At 69.4% G+C, this 20,243-nt stretch carries 16 protein-coding genes; 3 read left to right on the top strand and 13 right to left on the bottom strand.

Annotated elements, in window-relative coordinates; translation table 11 throughout:
* Window positions 1-72: 72 nt before the first annotated feature.
* The 5 genes from PO78_RS04530 to prfB form a co-directional block, all read right to left on the bottom strand.
* The gene (locus PO78_RS04530; protein WP_043742355.1) at window positions 73-2,865 is read right to left on the bottom strand and encodes an AAA family ATPase; all 2,793 of its coding nucleotides are present in this window, start codon (window positions 2,863-2,865) and stop codon (window positions 73-75) included.
* Between the two features lie 21 nt (window positions 2,866-2,886).
* Window positions 2,887-3,993 (bottom strand): tRNA (uridine(54)-C5)-methyltransferase TrmA, encoded by a 1,107-nt coding sequence (gene trmA / locus PO78_RS04525; RefSeq protein WP_043742354.1) that lies wholly within the window; start codon window positions 3,991-3,993, stop codon window positions 2,887-2,889.
* 4 nt (window positions 3,994-3,997) lie between these two features.
* A complete protein-coding gene (locus PO78_RS04520) occupies window positions 3,998-4,708 on the bottom strand; it encodes a hypothetical protein (RefSeq protein ID WP_004322461.1) in 711 nt (236 codons plus the stop codon).
* Between the two features lie 33 nt (window positions 4,709-4,741).
* On the bottom strand, window positions 4,742-6,025 hold the full coding sequence (locus PO78_RS04515) for a hypothetical protein (RefSeq protein WP_043742350.1): 1,284 nt from the start codon (window positions 6,023-6,025) through the stop codon (window positions 4,742-4,744).
* Window positions 6,026-6,043: 18 nt separating this feature from the next.
* Window positions 6,044-7,148 (bottom strand): peptide chain release factor 2 gene (prfB, locus tag PO78_RS04510; protein WP_012585282.1). Its coding sequence is split into 2 segments (ribosomal slippage): window positions 6,044-7,066 and window positions 7,068-7,148, totalling 1,104 coding nucleotides; the frame shifts between segments, so codons are not numbered across the junction.
* Window positions 7,149-7,396: 248 nt separating this feature from the next.
* Here prfB and PO78_RS04505 point away from each other — a divergent pair.
* The gene (locus PO78_RS04505) at window positions 7,397-10,051 is read left to right on the top strand and encodes a bifunctional diguanylate cyclase/phosphodiesterase (protein ID WP_043742348.1); all 2,655 of its coding nucleotides are present in this window, start codon (window positions 7,397-7,399) and stop codon (window positions 10,049-10,051) included.
* A gap of 8 nt (window positions 10,052-10,059) precedes the next feature.
* Here PO78_RS04505 and PO78_RS04500 read toward each other — a convergent pair whose 3' ends face one another.
* From PO78_RS04500 to PO78_RS04475, 6 genes are all read right to left on the bottom strand, one after another.
* Window positions 10,060-11,172 carry a dihydrolipoamide acetyltransferase family protein gene (locus tag PO78_RS04500; RefSeq protein WP_012585284.1) on the bottom strand — a complete coding sequence of 371 codons (1,113 nt, stop codon included), beginning with the start codon at window positions 11,170-11,172 and terminating at the stop codon, window positions 10,060-10,062.
* A complete protein-coding gene (locus tag PO78_RS04495; protein ID WP_043742344.1) occupies window positions 11,169-12,149 on the bottom strand; it encodes an alpha-ketoacid dehydrogenase subunit beta in 981 nt (326 codons plus the stop codon). The genes PO78_RS04500 and PO78_RS04495 overlap by 4 nt, the downstream gene beginning before the upstream one ends.
* On the bottom strand, window positions 12,142-13,245 hold the full coding sequence (gene pdhA, locus PO78_RS04490) for a pyruvate dehydrogenase (acetyl-transferring) E1 component subunit alpha (protein ID WP_043742342.1): 1,104 nt from the start codon (window positions 13,243-13,245) through the stop codon (window positions 12,142-12,144). The genes PO78_RS04495 and pdhA overlap by 8 nt, the downstream gene beginning before the upstream one ends.
* A gap of 189 nt (window positions 13,246-13,434) precedes the next feature.
* Window positions 13,435-14,115 (bottom strand): histidine phosphatase family protein, encoded by a 681-nt coding sequence (locus PO78_RS04485; protein ID WP_043742341.1) that lies wholly within the window; start codon window positions 14,113-14,115, stop codon window positions 13,435-13,437.
* 16 nt (window positions 14,116-14,131) lie between these two features.
* On the bottom strand, window positions 14,132-15,835 hold the full coding sequence (recJ, locus tag PO78_RS04480) for a single-stranded-DNA-specific exonuclease RecJ (protein ID WP_043742339.1): 1,704 nt from the start codon (window positions 15,833-15,835) through the stop codon (window positions 14,132-14,134).
* A complete protein-coding gene (locus PO78_RS04475) occupies window positions 15,832-16,929 on the bottom strand; it encodes a hypothetical protein (protein ID WP_043742337.1) in 1,098 nt (365 codons plus the stop codon). The genes recJ and PO78_RS04475 overlap by 4 nt, the downstream gene beginning before the upstream one ends.
* Before the next feature lie 208 nt (window positions 16,930-17,137).
* Here PO78_RS04475 and PO78_RS23140 point away from each other — a divergent pair, with 208 nt between their 5' ends.
* Window positions 17,138-17,521 (top strand): hypothetical protein, encoded by a 384-nt coding sequence (locus PO78_RS23140; protein ID WP_043742335.1) that lies wholly within the window; start codon window positions 17,138-17,140, stop codon window positions 17,519-17,521.
* Window positions 17,522-17,674: 153 nt separating this feature from the next.
* Here the strand turns inward: PO78_RS23140 and PO78_RS04465 are convergent, their stop codons facing one another.
* Window positions 17,675-18,205 (bottom strand): DMT family transporter, encoded by a 531-nt coding sequence (locus PO78_RS04465; protein ID WP_231570616.1) that lies wholly within the window; start codon window positions 18,203-18,205, stop codon window positions 17,675-17,677.
* Window positions 18,206-18,527: 322 nt separating this feature from the next.
* On the opposite strand from PO78_RS04465, the gene PO78_RS04460 reads away from it, so the two are divergent.
* Window positions 18,528-19,940 carry an aminotransferase-like domain-containing protein gene (locus PO78_RS04460; RefSeq protein ID WP_043742333.1) on the top strand — a complete coding sequence of 471 codons (1,413 nt, stop codon included), beginning with the start codon at window positions 18,528-18,530 and terminating at the stop codon, window positions 19,938-19,940.
* Here the strand turns inward: PO78_RS04460 and PO78_RS04455 are convergent.
* On the bottom strand, window positions 19,935-20,243 hold the full coding sequence (locus PO78_RS04455) for a hypothetical protein (RefSeq protein WP_043742331.1): 309 nt from the start codon (window positions 20,241-20,243) through the stop codon (window positions 19,935-19,937). The genes PO78_RS04460 and PO78_RS04455 overlap by 6 nt on opposite strands.

Genomic DNA, 20,243 nt, shown 5'->3' with positions numbered 1-20,243 from the left:
GTGAAACAGCGCCCCCTGCAGGAGCGGCGCAAGCCGCGAACGCGGCCGCAGGGTGCTCGACGGCCTTGTCCTTCAATCCACCGCGCGCTGCAGCACCCCGATCGGCGGCGCCCAGTCGGTGCCGGGCTGCTTCTTGCGCGTGACCAGCGTGAGCTGGGCGGGCGCGAAGACGTTGGCGTTGTGGGTCACCGGCGTGGTGATCAGATACTGCGCGCGGGTGGCGCGCAGGAAGGTGCCGACGCGGTCGATGTTGGCGACGTCCAGATGTGCGAAGGGCTCGTCGATGAAGACGAAGCCGCCGGGGCGGGACTCGTCCATCAGCAGGCCGATCAGCAGGATCAGCGACTTCATGACCTGCTGGCCGCCCGAGGCCTCGCCGTCGTTGAGGCCCACCGCGCCCTTGCGGTCGAAGTCGAAGCGCACCTCGAGCCCGGCCTGGGCGAGCGAGAGGTCATCGTTCTCCAGGTGCGGGGTGGGGCAGTCGACGCTGACGTTGGCGAGCTCGCCGAGCGCCTTCAGGTTCTTCGCGTACTGGCGCACGGTGGCGCGCAGCTTGGCGATGTAGGCGGCGCGGGCGTTGTCGGAGTGCAGCCGCGCGGTGGTGCAGTAGCCCTGGCGGTTGAGGTAGTCGCGCTCGCGCAGGGCGACGTCGGCGCCGAGACGGTCGCGCACCACCAGCACGGCGGGGTCGGTGATCCACTCGCCCTCGTCGAGGTGGCGGCGCAGGCGGTCGAGCTGCAGGCGGGCGCCGCGGGCGTCGCCGTATCTTTCGGCGAGCAGGGCCAGCTCGCCGGCGTCCAGCCAGTGCGCCGGCATGCCGCGCCGGCGCCGGCGCAGGGCGAGGATGCGCTCGGCCTGGGCGCGGCGGCGCGGGCCGTGCTCGCGCGCGATGTCGGCCAGGCGCAGGTCGATCGCCTTGAGTTCGCGGGTGCGGCGGTCGAGCTCGATCTGGATGCCGTTCGCCTTCTCGGCGAGGCGGTCGATCTCGCCGCGCGTGTCGCTGCGTTCGGCGATCGCCTCGGTGAGGGCCTTGCGCGCGGCGGGCAGCTCGGCCTCGGCGCTGGCGTAGGCCTCGGCGCGGGCGGCGAGAAGCTGTGCCGACTGCAGGCCGAGCAGGCGCTGGCGCAGCGTGGTGAGGCGGGCGCTCGCGGCGTCGAGCCTGGGGCGCAGGGCCTGGAGCTGCTTGTCCACCCCGCCGATCTCGTCCTGCAGCGCGGCGATGCGCGCCTGGCGGGCGAGTTCGCCGAAGTGGAACTCCTGCGGCCGGCCGAGGTGGCGGGCGCCGCGGCGCTCGCGGTGGTAGCCGTCGCGGGTGATCCACTCCTGCTCGCGCGGCAGATCGCGCGCGGCCTCGGCGTCGTCGACGCGGCGGATGCGGTTCAACAGGTCGGCTAGCCAGCGCGGCACCGGCGCGCCGAATTCCACCACCTCGGCGAGGCTCATCGGGCGCGGCGGAGGTGCGCTCTCGCGCTCGGCCACGATGAAGTGGCGGAAGCGCTCGCGCTCGCCGAGCGCCCAGGCGGCGTGGCGGTCGGCTTCGCGTTCGAGCAGGACGAGGTGTCGGTAGGGGCGCAGGATGGCTTCGAGCGCGGCCTGCCAGGCGGGGTCGGTGACCTCCACCACCTCGGCGAGGCTGCGGTGGGCGATGCCCTCGGCGCTCAGCCGGACGCGGAAGCGTGCGACCTCGGCGTCCCCCGGCGCGCCGGCGCGGTTACGCTCGCCGCGCAGGGTCTCGCTGCGCTCCTCGAAGGCGGCGACGAGCTCGCGCTCCTTGCGGCGCAGCGCGGCGAGCGCGGCGTCGGCCTCCTCGTGCTCCTTCTCCAGCGCCACGGCGTCGGCGCCGTGCTCGCTGGCGAGCTGGGCGCGCAGCATGTCGCGCTCCTCGAGCAGCCTTTCGAGGTCGCGCACGCGGTCGTGGGCGGCGAGGTAGCGCTGTTCGGAGGCGCGGTCGTCCTCCTTCAGGCGCTTGCGCTCGGCCTGCACGGACTCCTGCTCGGCGCGCACGATCTCCAGGCGCTGGCGCGATTCGCGCTGCTCGACGAGCTTGTCGGCGCGCTCGTGGCCGACGCGGAACAAGGTCTCGCGCTCGGCGGCGAGCGCGCGCTCGAGCTCGGCGATCTCCAGGCGCGGCACGATCCCGGCCTCGAGCGCGTGGATCTCGTCGGCGAGCTGTTTCCATTCCAGGAAGCGGTTGGCCTCGGCCTTCTTCTCCTCGGCCTGGGTCTTCAGGCGATCGAGGTCGATGCCGAGCTCGCCGAGCTCGCGCTCGGCCGATTTCTGCTCCTCGCGCGCGGCCTGGTAGTTGTCCAGGACCTCCTTGTCGCCGAAGACGTCGAAGACGAGCTCGAGCAAGGCCTTGGGCGAGTACTCGCACAGCTTGTCGGTGTCGCCCTGCTCGAGCGCCAGCACCTTGGTGATCGCCGGGGTGAGGCCGCCCCAGGCCAGGCGGTGCTGGTAGTCGCGCAGGCCGGTCCAGTCGTTGGTGGCTTCCAGCGCCTCGATCGGCTGGTTGCCGTCGACGATGGTGTAGTCGCGGATCCAGTCGCCGCCGGCCTTGCGGATGCGGCAGGCGAGCGTGACCTCGTCGGCCAGGCAGGGGAAGAAGGGACGCTTGCCGGTGTGGCCGGGCTGGTTGGCGACCACCGCGCGGATCCACGCGAAGCTGCGGTCGGCGCGGCGCACGTAGCGGCGGAAATCGCGCTTGCCCGAGCAGCGCAGCGCGAACAGCGTGCGCAGGGCGTCGAGCAGCGTGGTCTTGCCCGAGCCGTTGGGGCCGACGATGGTGATGATCTGGGCATCCAGCGGCAGCGTGAAGCGCCGCCAGAAGTCCCAGTGAACGAGCTCGAGGGTCTTGATGTGGAACATGGGCCGGGGTCGCGGTGAGGCTCAGCGCCGCTGCAGCAGCAGCCCGCACTCGAGGTGGTGGGTGTAGGGGAACTGGTCGAAGGCCGCGGCCGCGGCGATGCGGTGCGTCGTCGCCAGCGCGGCGACGTTGGCGCGCAGGGTCTCCGGGTTGCAGGAGATGTAGAGGATGTGCTCGAAGCCCTTCGCCAGCGCGATCGTGCCGTCGTCGAGGCCGGCGCGCGGCGGGTCCACGAAGAGCGTGGAGAAGCGGTAGCCGGCCAGGTCCACGCCCTGCATGCGGCGGTATTCGCGCCCGCCGGCGAGGGCGTCGCTGATCTCCTCGCTCGCCATGCGCACCATGGTGACGTTGGCGAAGCCGTTGTCGGCGAGGTTGGTGTGCGCGGCGCGCACCGAGGTCTTGCTCATCTCGGTCGCGAGCACGCGGCCGAACAGCGGCGCCAGCGCCACGGTGAAGTTGCCGTTGCCGCAGTAGAGTTCGAGCAGGTCACCCGGGCCTTGCGGACGCGCGCCCACGGCCTTCGCCTGCGCGCGCGCCCAGGCCAGCATGTGCTGGTTCACGCCGCCGTTGGGCTGGGTGAAGCTGCCCTCGAACTGCTGGTAGCGCAGACGCTGGCCGTCGACCTCGAGCACCTCCTGTACCCAGTCGCGCTCGAGCACGATCTTCTGCTTGCGGCTGCGCCCGATCACCTGGATGTCGAGCGCGGCGGCGAGCGCGCGCGCGGCGGTTTCCCAGTCCGCGTCGAGCGGACGGTGGTAGACCAGGCTGACCAGGCACTCGCCGCTCAGGGTGGCCAGGAAGTCGACCTGGAAGATCTTGCGCCGCAGCGCCTCGCTGGCCTGGAGCGCGTCGCGCAGGCGCGGCATCAGCTTGGCGATCGGTTCTGCAGCCGCGGGGAAGGTCTCGAGCAGGATGGGCTGCTTCGGGTCCGCGCTGTCGAACATCGCGTAGTCGATGCGGCCCTCGTGATGCCACAGGCGGAACTCGGCGCGCAGGCGGTAGTGCAGCGGCGCGGAGCGGAAGACCGCCGGCTCGGGCAGGTCGAACTCGGCGAAGTCGCTGCGGTAGCGCGCGAGCTTGGCGGCGAGCTGGTCCTCGTAGCGCGCGGGGTCGATGCAGGGCAGGGGCATGGGCTCAGTCTTCCTCGTCGAGGGCTTCAGCTTCGTCGGGCAGGACCTCGGCGAGTTCGAAGGCGTTGCTCTCCGGCGGCGCGTGGCCGGCGGCTTCGAGGATCTCGCCCAGGGTGCCGTGGATGATGCGGTCGGCCATCACGCGGTAGTCGAGCGCGAGGTCGAGCAGTGGTCCCTCGGTGACGAGCCCGTTGCGGCGCTCGATGAAGCCGAGGCGGGCGAGCTTGCCGAGCATGAAGTTGCGCACCTTGGTGCGCCCTCCCAGGCGCGGGCCGAAGTCGGCGATCAGGGAGGCCTCGGTGAGCGTGCCCGAGACGGCATCGCCATGCGCCACCGGCTTGTCGCCACCGAAGAGATCGGTCTGGCCGTCGTCGACGAGCTCGCGCCGGGTCACCTGGCGCTGCCGCTTGGGCAGCACGATCAGCGCCCAGAGGATCACCAGCAGCGCGACCTCGTCGCGCGTCAGGCCGAGGTTGCTGGCCGCGTACTCGCGCCCGGCGCCGAACACCGGTTCGGCGAGTTCGGGCTGCAGCGCCACGCCGACGTGGGCGGCATAGGGGTTGTCGAGCAGGCGCAGGCCGACGTCGGCCAGCCGCCGGTCGAGTTCGAGGCGGAAGGTTTCATCCACCAGTGCGCGTCGCACCAGCTTGTCGCCGCGCGGCAGCCAGCGCTGGGCGAGCAGGCGCGCGGTGAGGGTCTTGAGTTCGTGTTCCATGGAAATCCTGGGGGCTCGGGCCGGGGGCGGGGCTCAAGCCGCGGTGGTGGCGCGCGGGCGCACCTCGCCGAGCGTCATCGCGCCGATCTCGTCCTCGCCGACCGCGGTCAGCGTGTCGCCGAACTCGACCTCCACCGGCAGGCGCATGAAGCTGCTCACCGGGCCATCCTCCGGGCCGCCCTCCGGAGCGGTCTCCGCGCCGTCGGCGAGCAGCGCGAGCAGCGACAGGCGGTAGCTCGCCGGGGCGAAACCGCCGCCGGCAATCACGTGGTGCAGGGGCTGCGGCGCGGGCAGGGCCCCGAGACGATGGGTGAAGTGTTCGAGCATGCGCAGGTCTTCGGCCTGTGGGGCGAAGCCGGTCGCGGCGTCGTCGGCCGGGGGCAGGGTGGTGTCGGCCGGGGCCGCGCTACCGCCGCCCTCGAGCAAGGATTCGGCGCGGTCGAGCAGCTCGTGCCCGCCGGCGAGCAGAGGCAGCTCCGGCACGCTCGCGCAGGCGTCCGCCGCCAGCGTGGCGAGCGCCGCGGCATCGAGCCCGCGCAGCCAGGCGGCGACGTCCGAGGACGAGATGCCCGAGGCCCCCAGCGTCACGCGCTGCGCCTCGATCTTGTTCAGCGCGCGCTGGAAGGAGGCGTCGGCGCGCGCCAGGCGCGACTGCGCCAGCCCGATGCGCTGCGCGATGCGGGCGATGTCGAAGTCGACCTCGGGGTCGGCGAGCAGCTTGTCGAGGAGCTCGGTGCCGCGCTCGAGCCAGCGCCCGTTGGCAGACAGGCGGCGGCGGGCGTCGAGGATGCGGAACTCGGAGCCGGAGGCGATCGCCTCCTCGAAGTGCCAGGTGAGGTCGTTGAGCTTGGACAGCAGATGGCCGAGCGACTCGGCGGTGATGCCGCCGACTGCCTGCAGGCCGGCGAGCTGGGCGGTGAGGAAGCCGAGCTCGGCGTCTTCTTCCTCGCCGAAGCGCAGCAGCATCGCGATCGCCGCCACCGCGTTGCGACCATGGTCGGAGAGCGCGTAGTGGCCGTCCTCGCCGATCGCGAGCAGGCCGTTCTCGCGCAGGCGCTTCAGGACCGTCTCGAGCTTGACCGGGTCGAGATAGCTGAAGCGTGCGCGCAGCGCCTCGGGCGCCCAGCGCGGCGCGTCGGCTTCGCGGCCGATCTCGCGCAGCACCAGCAGGCGCATCAGCACCTCGGTCTCGGTGCCGCGGAACAGCGTGATGAAGGCGTCGAGCAGCGGGCGCGCCGAAGCCAGCGCCGCGAGCTCGGGCACTTCGTCGGCGTCCACGCCCGCGGCGAGGAAGTCGGAGAGGAAGGGGTCGTTCAAGCCTGCAACGCCCTTTCCTCAGACGCCCTGCTTGAGGCTTGCCCCGATGAAATCGTCGAGATCGCCGTCGAGCACGGCCTGCGTGTTGCCGACCTCGTAGTTGGTGCGCAGATCCTTGATGCGCGACTGATCGAGCACGTAGCTGCGGATCTGGTGGCCCCAGCCGATGTCGCTCTTGGAGTCTTCGAGCTTCTGCTGCTCGGACTGGCGCTTGCGCAGCTCGGCCTCGTACAGGCGCGCCTTCAGCATCGACATGGCCTCGGCCTTGTTCTTGTGCTGCGAGCGGTCGTTCTGGCACTGCACGACGATGCCGGTGGGCTCGTGGGTGATGCGCACCGCGGAGTCGGTCTTGTTAATGTGCTGGCCGCCCGCGCCCGAGGCACGGTAGGTGTCGATGCGCAGGTCGGCCGGGTTGATCTCGATCTCGATCGAGTCGTCGACCTCCGGATACACGAACACCGAGGTGAAGCTGGTGTGGCGGCGCGCGTTGGAGTCGAACGGCGACTTGCGCACGAGGCGGTGGATGCCGGTCTCGGTGCGCAGGTAGCCGTAGGCGTATTCGCCGGAGAACTTGATCGTGCAGTTCTTGATGCCGGCGACCTCGCCCTCGGTCTCTTCCATGAGCTCGACGGTGAAGCCCTTCTTCTCGCCGTAGCGCAGGTACATGCGCTCGAGCATGCCCGCCCAGTCCTGCGCCTCGGTGCCGCCGGCGCCGGCCTGGATCTCGATGAAGCAGTTGTTGGGGTCCATCGGGTTGCTGAACATGCGGCGGAACTCGAGCTTTTCGATCGCGCCCTGCAGCTCCACCAGGTCGGCCTCGACCGCCTCGAAGGTGTCGTCGTCGTCCTCGGCCTCGGCGAGCTCGAACAGATCCTTGAGGTCGCGCGACTGCGCGTCGATCTTCTGCAGCGTCAGCACCACGTCCTCGAGCTGGCGCTTCTCCTTGCCGAGTTCCTGCGCGCGCTCGGCGTTGTTCCACACCGCCGGGTCTTCGAGCGCGCGATTGACCTCTTCGAGCTTCGATGCCTTCACATCGTAGTCAAAGATACCTCCGTAGTTCGCGACCCCGGGCGGCGAGGTCGGCGAGTTTTTCGGCGATGGCGTTCTGGCGTTCGGCTTCCATGGCGAGGCTCCGGCGGAATCTGGGAAACCGCACATTATACCGGTTACCGGAGCAGCGCCGTCGGCTGCAGCGCAGCTTCATGAGCAGGGACGTCCCGCCGACTCCGCGCAGACGCAGCGAGAGCCTCGTTCGCCTCCCGCTTCCAGGCTGGAGTACCTGCAGGCGGGACGGTTACAATTACGCCCAATTCAGGATCCGCGTGCCGTCATCGACCCGGGGAACGCGGTAGGAACTCGTCTGGCGGGCACATGCAGCACAACAGCAGGAAAATCCTCGGGGTATTGATCGCCACGGTGCTGGCGCTCAACGCATTCATTGCGGGACTGCTGGGCTATGCGATGCTGGAGGCGAAGGCACGCAAGGAGCGGGAGGTGCGCACCACGGTCGAGAACCTGGCCCTGCTCCTCGACCAGAGCGTCGGTTCCTCGGTGCGCGAGATCGACCTCCTGCTGCGCGGAGCGCAGAACCGGATCGAGCGTGCGTTGCGCGACAAGGGGCGCCTGGAGCGCGACGATTTCGACTCGGTGATCGACGTGCATCGCGACGGGCTGTCGCAGACCGCCCAGGTCCGGGTCAGTGATGCCACCGGCACGGTTGTCCTCGGCGACCAGGTGACGGCCGAGACGCGTACAAGCTATGCCGACCGCCCGTTCTTCATCGATCATCGCGCGCTCGACGATGGCGAGATGCAGGCCAGCAAGCTGCTGCACGGGCGCATTTCAAATACGTGGATCGTGGTGTTCTCGCGCCGCTACAACGCGCCCGATGGCGACTTCGCGGGCGTCGTGACCGCAGCCGTGCCGGCCGATCATTTCCAGCGCCTGCTTTCGGGCCTGCAGCTCGGGCCGCATGGCATCGCCCTGGTGCGCGACCTCGACATGACGCTGATCGCGCGCTGGCCGCGTCTCGATGCCCCGGCCGGCGTGATCGGCAGTCGCGGCGGGTCGCAGGAGCTCAACGAGATCGTCGCCTCCGACGTTCGCGCGCAGTCCTTCTATAGCGCGCGCACGGCCGACGGCGTGGCGCGCATCAATGCCTACCGCCGGCTCGAGCGCCTGCCGGCCTTCGTGGTCGTCGGCTGGGGCGAGAAGGACTACCTCGCGCAGTGGAAGGAGGACGTCGGCAAGGCCATGCTGCTGTGGGCACTTTTCCTCGGCGTGACCGGGCTGGCCGCCTGGCTGCTGTATCGGCTGGTCGACGCCAACGACCGTGCCAACGAGCGCAGCCGCATCCTGCTGCAGAACGCCAGCGACGGCATCCACATCACCGATGCGGAGGGCATCGTCATCGAGGCCAGCGACGCCTTCTGCCGCATGCTCGGGCGATCGCGCAGCGAGGTCATCGGCATGCGGGCGGGGAGCTGGGATGCCTGCCATCCGGAGCCCGACATGCGTGCGCTGATCAGCGAGCTGTTCGCCTCGAGCGAAGTGCACACCTTCGAAACGGCACATCGGCGCAAGGATGGAAGCGTGTATCCCGTCGAGGTGACCGCGTTCCCGCTCGAGGTGGACGGCAGGACGGTGCTGTTCAACTCCGCGCGCGACATCTCCGCGCGCAAGTCGGCGGAGGCCGAGGTCAGGAAGCTGGCCTACTTCGACGCCTTGACCGGCTTGCCCAACCGGCGGCTGCTGATGGAGCGGCTGGAGCGGGCGCAGGCGAGCTGCGCGCGTCAGGGCACGGTCGGCGCCTTGCTGTTCATCGACCTGGACAACTTCAAGGCGGTCAATGACACCGTGGGCCACCAGGAGGGCGATCGGCTGCTCGTGCAGGTCGCCGCCATCCTCGTACGCTGCGTGCGCAAGGACGATACCGTGGCCCGGCTCGGTGGCGACGAGTTCATCGTCATGCTGGAGGAACTGGGCGGGGAGGGGCGGGAGGCGGCGGAACAGGCCGCGGCGGTGGGCAGCAAGATCCTCGCGGCGCTGAACCAGCGTTTCCAGCTCGGCAGTTCGGAACATCGCACCTCGGTGAGCATCGGCGTGAGCATTTTCGGCGAGTTGGCCGACGAACCGGTCGACGAGCCCCTGCGACGGGCCGACATGGCGATGTACCGGGCCAAGCTCGGCGGACGCAACGCGGTGTGCTTCTTCGACCCCTCGATGCTGGCCGACGTGCGCGCCCGGGCCGACGTGGAGGCAGGGCTGTGGATCGCGCTCGAGCAGCGCCAGTTCGTGCTGCATTACCAGCCCCAGGTCGCCGCCGACGGTGCGGTGTTCGGCGTGGAGGCGCTGGTGCGTTGGCATCACCCGGTGCGCGGCCTGGTACCGCCGGGTGAGTTCATTCCGCTCGCCGAAGAGTGCGGGTTGATCCTTCCACTCGGGCGCTGGGTGCTCGAGGCCGCCTGCGCGCAGCTGGCGGCGTGGGCGGACGACCCGTGGCGCAGCAGGCTGGTGATCGCGGTCAATGTCAGCGCACGCCAGTTCCTCCATGAAGACTTCGTCGCCGGGGTGGTCGCCGCGCTCGAGTGCTCGGGGGCCGACCCGGGCCGGCTCGACCTGGAGCTGACCGAGAGCTCGCTGGTGACCGACGTCGACAAGGTCAGCGAGAAGATGGAGGCCCTCAAGGCGCTCGGCGTGGGATTCTCGCTCGACGACTTCGGGACCGGCTATTCCTCGCTCGCCTATCTCAAGCGCTTGCCGCTGGATCAGTTGAAGATCGATCGCAGCTTCGTGCGCGACATCCTGGTCGATCCCAACGACGCGGCGATCGCGCGCATGATCATCGTGCTCGCCGACAACCTCGGCCTGCGTGTGATCGCGGAAGGCGTGGAGTGCGAGGAGCAGCGCGACTTCCTCGCCCGCAACGGCTGCTCGACCTATCAGGGCTACCTTTTCAGTGCGCCGCAGCCGATCGACGCGCTCGAGGCCTTCCTCGACGCCCGAAGGTCTCGGCCGGCGCGCTGAAGGAGCGCTCAGTCGGCGCGTTCCAGATCGTCGATCACCGCCTTCAGGAAGCGCGCGGCCTCGCCGCCGGTGACCACGCGGTGGTCGAAGGACAGGCTCAGCGGCAGCACGCGGCGTACCGCCGGGGCGCCATCGACCGCGAGCACCTGCTCGTGCACCCGCCCGGCGCCGAGGATGGCCACCGTGGGCGGCACCACCAGCGGCGAGGCGTACTTGCCGCCGATCATGCCGAAGTTGGACAGCGTGATGGTGTGGCCGCGCATCTCCTCGGGCGGAATCCTGCGCGCCCTGACGTCGGCGCGCATGCGCTCGAGGCCCTGGCGCAGGTCGTCGGGGCTGCGGTTGGCGACGTCGCGCAGCACCGGCACGAAGAGGCCGTCGGGCAGGTCGACCGCGATGCCGACGTGCACCTGCGGCACCAGCCGGCGCGCCATGGCGTGGCTCTCGTACCAGGCGTTGAGCGCCGGCGCGGCGCGGCAGCCGGCGACCAGGGCGCGGATCAGGCGCACGGTGACGTCGGTACCGGGCGGCCAGGCGTGGATCACCGCGTCGTCGATCACGGTGGCGCCGGCGACCTCGCTCTGCGCCAGGCTCATGTTCTGCGCCATCGCCCGGCGCACGCCGCGCAGCGCTTCGGCGGGGCCGGCCTCGGCGAGCACGCGCGCGGCGCGCTGCACGTCCTCGCGGGTGATCACGCCGTCGGCGCCGGAGGGCGTCACCATCTCGAGCTCGACCTTCAACTGGCGCGCCAGCGCGCGCACCGCCGGGGTGGCGCGGATCCCCGCTCCGCCGTGGGCTGCCGGTGCGAGCGCGGCCGGCGCCTCGGCGCGCACCTCCTGGCCGACCTGCATCTCGCCGACCACGGTGCCGGTGTCGGCGGTCTCGGCGCCGCCCTCGAAGCCGGCCAGCGGTGCGCCCACATGCACGAGCTGGCCGACCTCGCCGTACAGCTTCGCGACCCGCCCATCGTAAGGGGAGGGGATGTCCACGATCGCCTTGGCGGTCTCGACCGATACCAGCGGCTGGTCGGCGGCGATCTCGTCGCCCGCCTTGACATGCCATTCGACGATCTCGGCTTCCTGCAGTCCTTCGCCCAGGTCGGGCAGCTTGAAGATCTTCATGATGCCTCCAGGGTCTTGCGCGCCGCCGCGACGATGCGTTCGACGCTCGGCAGGTACTGGGTTTCGAGCCGCGACAGCGGCATCACCGTGTCGTAGCCGGTGACGCGCTGCACCGGCGCGAGCAGGGAATACAGGCCCTCTTCGGCGAGGCCGGCCGCGATCTCGGCGCCCAGGCCGGCGGTGCGCGCGGCCTCGTGCACGATCACGCAACGCCCGGTGCGGGCGACCGACTCCAGGATGGTCGGCAGGTCGAGCGGCTTGAGCGTGGCGACGTCGATGACCTCGGCCGAGATGCCCTCGGTGGCGAGCGCGTCGGCCGCGGCCTGGGTCTCGTGCAGCATCGCGCCCCAGCTCACCAGGGTGAGGTCGGTGCCGCCGCGCAGGGTGAAGCACACGTCCAGCGGCAGCGCCTCGCCGTCGTCGGCCACCTCCTGGCGGAACAGGCGGTACATCCGCGTCGGCTCGAGAAACATCACCGGGTCGGGGTCGCGGATCGCCGCGAGCAGCAGGCCGTAGGCGCGTGCGGGCGAGGACGGCATGACCACGCGCAGGCCGGGGGTGTGGGCGAGCATCGCCTCCGGGCTCTCGGAGTGGTGCTCGGGCGCATGGATGCCTCCGCCGCAGGGCGTGCGCACCACCAGCGGGCAGCTGAGGCGGCCGCGGGTGCGGTTGCGCAGGCGCGCGGCATGGTTGATCAGGTGGTCGATCGCCGGATACAGGAAGCCGGAGAACTGGATCTCCGCCACCGGCCTGAGGCCCATCGCCGCCATGCCGATCGCGGTGCCGACGATCGCGGTCTCGGCGAGCGGGGTGTCGACCACGCGCCCGGCGCCGAAACGCTGCTGCAGCCCGACCGTGGCGCGGAACACGCCGCCGTTGGCGCCGATGTCCTCGCCGAGCAGCACGACCGCCTCGTCGCGCGCGAGCTCGTGGGCGAGGGCCAGGTTGACCGCCTCGACCAGATTGATCTCAGCCATGATCGCCTCCCGGTTGTCCGCCCGCCTTGCGCGGCGCGAAGCGCAGGGCCTCGTCGCGCTGGGCCACGAGCGCGGCGGGCAGGGTCGCGAAGAGGTGCTCGAACATCGCCGCGGTGGTGGGCGGCGGGGTGTTCAGATAGGCCTCGACCGCGGCGCTCACCGTCTCGGTACATTCGCGCGCGAGCGCCTCTTCCTTGTCCGGCCCCCAGGCGCCGAGCTTGACCAGATGCTTGCGCAGGCGGGTCAGCGGCTCGAAGGACCACTGCTCCTGCACCACCGCAGGGTCGCGGTAGCGCGAGGCGTCGTCGGCGGTGGTGTGGTCGCCGAGGCGATAGGTGACCGCCTCGATCAGGGTCGGTCCACCGCCGGCGCGGGCCTTCGCCAGCGCTTCACGGGCAACGTGGTGCACCGCGACGAGGTCGTTGCCGTCGACCTGCACGCCCGCGACGCCGGCGGCGATCGCCTTCTGCGCCAGCGTGGCGGTGGCGCTCTGCGCGCTGCGCGGCACCGAGATCGCCCACTGGTTGTTGCTGAGCACGATCAGCAGGGGTGCATTCCAGACGGCGGCGAAGTTGAGCCCCTCGTAGAAGTCGCCCTTCGAGCTGCCGCCGTCGCCAAGGAAGCACACCGCCGCGCGCGCCTCGCCGCGCAGCTTGAAGACATAGGCCGCGCCCGCGGCGTGGCAGACCTGGGTGCCGATCGGCACGCAGTTGGGAAAGTCGTGGCGGGCCTGGGCGAAGTCGCTGCCGCGCTCGTCGCCGCCCCAGTAGCGCAGGCTCTCCTCGATGCGCACGCCGCGCACGAGCTGGGCGGCGTGCTCGCGATAGGAGGGAAACAGCGCATCCTCGGCACGCATCGCGCTCGCCACCCCGACCCCGATCGCCTCCTGGCCGAGCGCCGACGCGAAGGTCCCGAGCTTGCCGGTGCGCTGCAGCGCGATCGCCTTGGCGTCGAAGCTGCGCGTGAGGTGCATCGCGCGGTACATCGGGATCAGCCGCGCGGGATCGCGCGCGAAGTCGGGCAGCGGCCCGAGCGCCTCGCCCTGCGGGTCGAGGAAACGGACGTGATCGATCTGGAACCGGGCGACAGTGCTCATGGCGCGCTCCCTTCAGGCTCGGTCGGCCCCGCATGCCTGCGCTCCCCGGTCGGGGTGGGTCTCCTCTGGGCGCCGGTGGCATCCGGGCGTGGATGTCGTCGGCGACCGGGTGGCGGCGCCGCGACGTTTTCCGTTTGCGGGGTTGGAGCGCGCCCGTGCGCGGATGTTCCCGACGCGGTTGCCGCTTCGTCAGCGCGCGCCGGTGAGGCCGCCGCGGTGGCGGTCGCGATAGCCGGCGTGGAGGCCGTCGTCGTCCTGCCAGAAGAAGGCGGCCTCGAGGTAGCCCGGCCAGCGCTCCGGGCCGGCCGGCGGCGGGCCGAGGAAGCGCGCCGCCGCGATCGCGAGCAGGATGTCGTGGGTGACGAAGACGTGCAGACCGGGCGAGCCCGCGGCGATCGCGAGCATGTGCATGGCGAGGTTCTGCGCGCCCACGCGCGCCGGACGCGTGCCGGGCAGGTCCTCGTCGGTCGTCGCCAACTGCTCCATGATTCCCTCGCTGCCGAGGCGTTTCCAGTTCTCGCCCGCCAGCGCGCGGTCGAGCACCCAGGCGCCGGGGTCGCCGAGCATGCGGTCGGTGACGATCGGTGGCGTGTCGCCGGCCACGCGCGCGAAGACCTCGGCGGTGTGCACACAGCGCTGCAGCGGGCTGGTGTGCAGGCTGCGCAGGCGTCCGTGCAGGCGCTCGCCAAGGCTGCGCGCGAGCTCGACGCCTTCGGCGTTGAGCGCGTTGGCGTAGCCGAGGTCGCCGGGCGGCAAGGGGTCGCGCACCGAATGGCGGACCAGCATGGCCACGCCGCGGTCGGCCGGCACCGCGTCCAGCCAGCGCAGGGTGGCGGCGGGGACCCGCCAGTCCGAGGCTTGCGCGCTCATCGCGATGGCGGCGGGCCTACGCCGCCTCGAAATGTTCGAGCATCAGCTGCACGCTGGCGACGCCGTTGTATTCATTGATGCCGAGGCGGAAGGCGGCGTGGATCTGGCCGGCGGCGCCCTCGGCGTGGTTGAAGCGGATGGCCTCGTAGCGCGTGCTGCCGCGCGCGAGCTCGAGCTTGAGGTGCTTGTCCTTCAACAGGCGCTGGCGCTCCACGCGGAAGACGTCGTCGAACAGCGGCGCCGGGAAGCCTTGGCCCCAGATCTCGTTGTCGAGCATGCGCGCGGCGTCGAGCGCGAAGTAGCCCGATTCCAGGTTGCCGTCGGTATCGATGCGGCGCTCGAGCTGGGCGGGCTCGAGCAGTTCGCCGACGACCTCCTCGAAGGCCGCGTCGAAGCGTGCGAGTTCCGATTCGCGGATGGTCAGGCCGGCCGCCATGGCGTGGCCGCCGAAGCGCACGATGAGGTCGGGCTGGCGCTTGGTGACGAGGTCGAGCGCGTCGCGCAGGTGCAGGCCGGGGATCGAGCGCCCGGAGCCCTTGAGTTCGCCGTCGCTCGCGCGCGCGAAGGCGATGGTGGGGCGGTGCAGCCGCTCCTTGATGCGGCCGGCGACGATGCCGATCACACCTTGGTGCCAGTCGGGTTCGAAGAGCGCCACGGTGGCGCGGTTGCCGGCGTCGAAACCCGCCAGGCGGGCGAGCGCTTCTTCCTGCATGCCGGCCTCGATGCTGCGGCGTTCGCGGTTGAGCTTGTCGAGCTCCTGGGCGATGTTCATCGCCCGGCCGGGGTCGTCGGTGATCAGGCACTCGATGCCCAGGCTCATGTCGGAGAGTCGCCCGGCTGCGTTGAGGCGCGGGCCGATCATGAAGCCGAGGTCCATCGTGCTGGCGCGCGCCGGGTCGCGCCCGGCGAGCCCGAACAGCGCGCGGATGCCGGGCTGCAGGCGCCCGGCGCGCATGCGCGCGAGGCCCTGCGCGACCAGGATGCGGTTGTTGCGGTCGAGCTTGACCACGTCGGCCACGGTGCCGAGCGCGACGAGGTCGAGCAGGTCGGCAAGGTTGGGTTCCTTGGCGCCGGCGAAGGCGCCGCGCTCGCGCAGTTCGGCGCGCAGCGCGAGCATGGTGTAGAACATCGCGCCCACGCCGGCCAGCGCCTTGCTCGGGAAGTCGCAGCCGGGCTGGTTCGGATTGACGATGACGTCGGCTGCGGGCAGGACCTCGCCGGGCAGGTGGTGGTCGGTGATCACCGTCGCCATGCCGTGGGCGCGTGCGGCGGCGATCCCTTCGACGCTGGCGATGCCGTTGTCGACGGTGATGAGGACGTCGGGCTCGAGCCGCGCGGCGATCTCCACCATCGCCGGAGTGAGGCCGTAGCCGAGGGTGATGCGGTCGGGCACCAGGTAGTGCACGTCGGCGCCGAAGGCGCGTAGCGCGCGCATGCCCACCGCGCAGGCGGTGGCGCCGTCGCAGTCGTAGTCGGCGACGATGACCAGGCGCGCGCCGGCCTCGATCGCGTCGGCGAGCAACTGCGCCGCTTCGCCGGTGCCGCGCAGCGCCTCGGGCGGCAGCAGGTTCTTCAGCGCGGTGTCGAGCTCGTCGGCGCGGGTGATGCCGCGGGCGGCGTAGAGGCGGGCGAGCAGCGGATGCAGGCCGGCGTCGGCGAGGCGGTCGAAGGCGCGCTGAGGTACGGCGCGGGGCTGGATGCGGGGGGCGGCGGGGCTCATCGGGAGGCGGCGGTGGGGGCGTCGGAAAGCGGCGGGGCGGGGAGCGGGGCGAGGGTCTCGAGCAGGGTGCCGAAGGCGCAGGGCTTGCGCCAGAACTTCCAGCGGTCGCGGGCGCGGAGGTCGAGCTCCAGGGTGCCGCGGTCGCCCGGCGCGCTCAGGTGCAGCGCATCGAGCGTGCCTTCGCCGAGGGCCGCGGCAAGCGGAGCGAACCAGTCGCGCTCGAGCGTTTCGAGGCCGCTGCGCCAGGCGTTCACGTCGCGCTGCTGCGCCGCGCGGTGCAGGGTGTCGAGCAGGACCAGGGTGTCGCTGCGCAGGGCGGTTTCGAGCTGCGGCGGGGTGGGTTCGAGGCCTGCGGCCCGGGCCAGCCCTGCGCCCAGCGGATCGACCGCCTGGACGGCGGCGGCGGGTGCGCGCGGGGCTGTGCCCAGCGCTCCCGCACCCCACAGCCACAGGCTGTTGACCGCACGCCGGCCGGCTTCTTCGCGGCGGCGGTTGAGCCGATGGTTGTGCAGCACGATCTGCGCTTCGTTCATCGTCCGCTGCCACCGGCGGGCGTCTTCGCCTTCGGGAAGAAAGTGCTTCACCGGGCGGCCGACGACGTCGTCGAGCGGGTACAGATCGACCCGCGTCGGCGCGGCCAGGCGCAGGTACCAGCGCGTCGGTGCGCACGCTTCGAAACGGCCGAGACCGGCAAAGACCTCGCCGAGCGCGGCGACCAGCTCCGCGGCTTCGGCCGCGTCGAGCTCGTCTTCGGCGAAGCCGTTCAGCAGCAGGTGTTCGCGCGCGAAGGACAGGTTGACCGGGTCGGCGCACAGCCAGAATGCATCGGTGCCGGCGCCCTGGGTCGGATCGCTGGGATGCTCGCCGGCTTCGCCGAGGCGGCGCAGGGCGGCCAGGGGCAAGGGCGCGCCGGCGGTGGCCGGGGGCAGGCCGAAGCAGCGCGCGAGCCGGCGGTCGAGCGCTTCGGGGGCGCCGATCCGCCAGCGCCCGAGGCCGAGCAGGCGCTCCAGTCCGGGCAGGGCGAGGCCGCTGGCGGGGCCGACGAGACTGGCGGACGGCCACAGCAGGCCGGGAATCAGGAGCTGGATCGGCATCACGGGAGCAGGAGAAGAAGCGGCGCGAGTCTAGCACGGCACCTGTCGGGCGCTGCCGTGCCGGCCACGGGCCGTGCACGGGGGCGCCCGACGGGCGACACGCCGGCGCGTGTGCAACCGAGTGTGCAACCGAGTGTGCGACCGGGCGCGCAACCGAGCGCGCCGCGGTGTGTCGAAGAAAAATGGGGTTGATCGAGGAGGACAGGCCATGAGCCCGGAACACCTGAGCGCACTGATCGCCGAGATCGAGGCGGAAACTCCGCTCGATTTCAGCGCCGCGGCCATCGATGCGCAGTATGCGCGGCGGCTGATGGCGAGCCATTTCTGTGAAATCGACGCGCGCCTGGCGGCCTGCGGCCTGCTGCTCGAGGACCGGCTGGAAATGATGGCGGCGATCGCCGCGCACGCGTTGGTCGAGAACATGCTGCTGCAGCTGGTGCAGTTGCGCGCGGTGGCGGCGCTGCATGAGCGGGCGAAGGTGCGTGGCGGTGAGCCGCAGGGGGCCGGGGCGGAGGGGGGCTCGGCGGCAGGCGCCGATGGGGCGGTAGATGCGGCGTTCCGGGAGTGGATGCGGCGCCACGGGATTGGTTAGCGGAATGACTTGAATTAGCTCTTGGGGGCTCACTTTGGAGGTTTTCATCGATGGATTCCCGTAAAAATCAAACTTTTACTGCCACCCCCGCAGAGCTGGGGGGATTTCCCGGATTGGTTTAACGTGTCTCGAATGGCTTCCGGATGTGAGCGGTCAAGCGGCTTGGTTTTTCTTACGGATGGTTTTTTGACGGGCCATCGAGCCTGTCGGCAGTGCCCCCAGCAGTGCGCCGATCGATACAACAACGATCCCAAGCGCGGTCGTGATCCCCAGCAATTCGTCGAGGATCAGTACGCCGCCGATGGCAGAGAAGGCGGGTACCAGCACGAGTATCATCGACGCCTGACAGGCGCCAATCTTCTGGTTTGCGTAGCTGTACATGCCCGCTGCTAGCAATGCGGCGATGATGCCCTGGTACATCGCCTGCAGGCCGATCTCACCCCAGCTGGCGTGTGCGATGTTACTTGGCAGCCAAAATAGATAGACTGGCAGATAGATCACCAGCGAAAAGCTCGCGATGCCGATAATGTCCATCTGGGGGCGGATCTGCCAGTGCCGCATTAGGAGACCGAAGATCGCCCAGCACAGAGCTGCAACGAGGAAGAGGCCATCGCCGATCCATACGCCTTCGGCCGAAGGGGCGAACAGGCTTTGAGAGCCAGGGTCTCCGCACTCGGCTTGCATAATGCACCCATGGATTTCATCAATAAAATCAAGGCGCCGAGCCGGTATCACCCGAAAGTTTCTCTTAGCCGAAGCCTGCGAATTTTGGTTCCTTCGCCGCTCGCTGCGATTCGGATCCGGCGAGGAGTGTATTTAAGATCAGTTGCTTAGAGAGCGCTGGCGCGATGATGTTCGAGGGCGGAGGCCAGTTTTTCGAGGCGCCCGAATGTTGTCGTTCTACGAGCTCGGGACAGCGGAAACACGTTTGATATAGCGCCTAGAGTGATCGTCAGGAATGATCTGTGCCAAAGCCGCGGGACTATTTGATTGTTACGATGCGAACATGAGCCTCTATCAAGAATTCGCGGATCGAACCGCAAAGCTGATCGCAGATGGTGTGCTGCGTCCGGGAGAACGACTTCCGTCTGTTCGGCAAGCATGTAAAGTGAATGCAATCAGTCCAGTTACGGTTACCAAAGCCTACCATCTGCTGGAGAGCCGTGGCTTGATCGAAGCGAGGCCGAAGTCCGGGTACTTCGTTCGTGCGCGCCTCGGTCACAAGTTGCCTGAACCAGAGATGACCCATCCGGTTGGAGGTTCGACAGCCCTTCAGGTAAGCGATTTCATCTTCCAGATCCTTGATAGTGCGCGAGATCCTTCTATTGTTCCACTCGGTTCGAGTTTTCCTGATTCGCGACTATTCCCACTCGAAAGGCTTGGACGATTCTTGGCAGCGGCTGCACGAAGGCTCGATCCGTTGGCGACGGTCACGGACCTTCCTCCGGGCAATGAGGAGTTACGAAGGCAGCTAGCTCTACGTTACTTGGCGCATGGCGCTTCGGTCTCGCCGCACGAGGTCATCGTGACCTCCGGTGCGATGGAAGGACTCAGCCTTTGCCTCCAAGCCTTGACAAAGCCTGGAGATCTGATCGCTATCGAGTCGCCAACCTTCTATGCAGGGCTGCAGGCAAGTGAACGACTCGGTCTCAAGGTGATCGAGATTCCAAGCCATCCGCGCGAAGGCGTGAGTATCAGCGCGCTTGCAGACGCGCTGCGGCATCATTCGATCAAGGCTTGCCTTTTCATGCTGAATTTTGCGAATCCGACGGGAAGCCGCGTTTCGGATGAGAATAAGAGGGCGCTCGTCGAGTTGCTTCACAAGCACCAAGTTCCGTTGATTGAAGATGACGTCTACGGTGAACTGTACTTCGGGTGTGATACGCCAGTTTCCAGCAAGGCAGTGGATGAGGACGGCCTAGTCCTCCATGTCTCCTCATTTTCGAAGTGCCTCGCGCCGGGTTACCGCGTCGGCTGGGTCGCAGCAGGCCGTTTCGCGAAAGAGGTTCAACGGCAGAAATATTCGACTAGCCTTGCCACAGCGGTGCCCATGCAGATTGCGCTGGCGGCATACCTGAAGCATGGTGGCTTCGACAATCACCTGCGAAAGTTGCGCCGACAGTTGATGACGCAGGAGGCCCGAATCATTGCGGGGGTTGAAGAGCATTTTCCGGTAGGTACACGATTGGCGCGACCGGACGGCGGGTATTTCCTATGGCTCGAATTGCCCAGTCAGGTCGATACTCTACGCTTATACGAAGAGGCCCTGGTGAGTGGTATCAGTATCGCACCGGGGCCGATCTTCTCCGCAAAGCGCGAGTTTTCCAACTATCTGCGGCTCAATTTTGGCCACCCCGCAACCGAGCGCCAGGGGGATGCACTGGCTACGCTAGGCCGTCTGATTAAGCGCCAGCTATAGGCTCGCAAAGCGAGCGAAGCTGTCGCCAAAGAAGGTCGTCAGCACGATCGCGATCGGCGCGAAGGCGATGAAGATGCGCAGCACGTTGCGGATGAAGGGGTGGGCCAGCTCCGCCTCGATGAAATGGCGCGCAACCAGGCTGCCCTTGAACCAGATGATCGCGGCCACGACCAGTTGCACCGCGTGATCGCCGCCGAAGCCTGCGCCGAGTTGCGGACTCACCAGGGTCAGCCCGACCAGGAGCAGCCAGGTCAGGACCAGCGGACGAAGCGACGTGGAGGGTTTGCGTTCGATGTTTTCCAT

Source organism: Thauera sp. SWB20, from assembly GCF_000831325.1.
In the GTDB taxonomy this organism is placed as follows: Bacteria; Pseudomonadota; Gammaproteobacteria; order Burkholderiales; family Rhodocyclaceae; genus Thauera; species Thauera aminoaromatica.
This window is presented reverse-complemented; position numbering and strand designations above follow the sequence as displayed.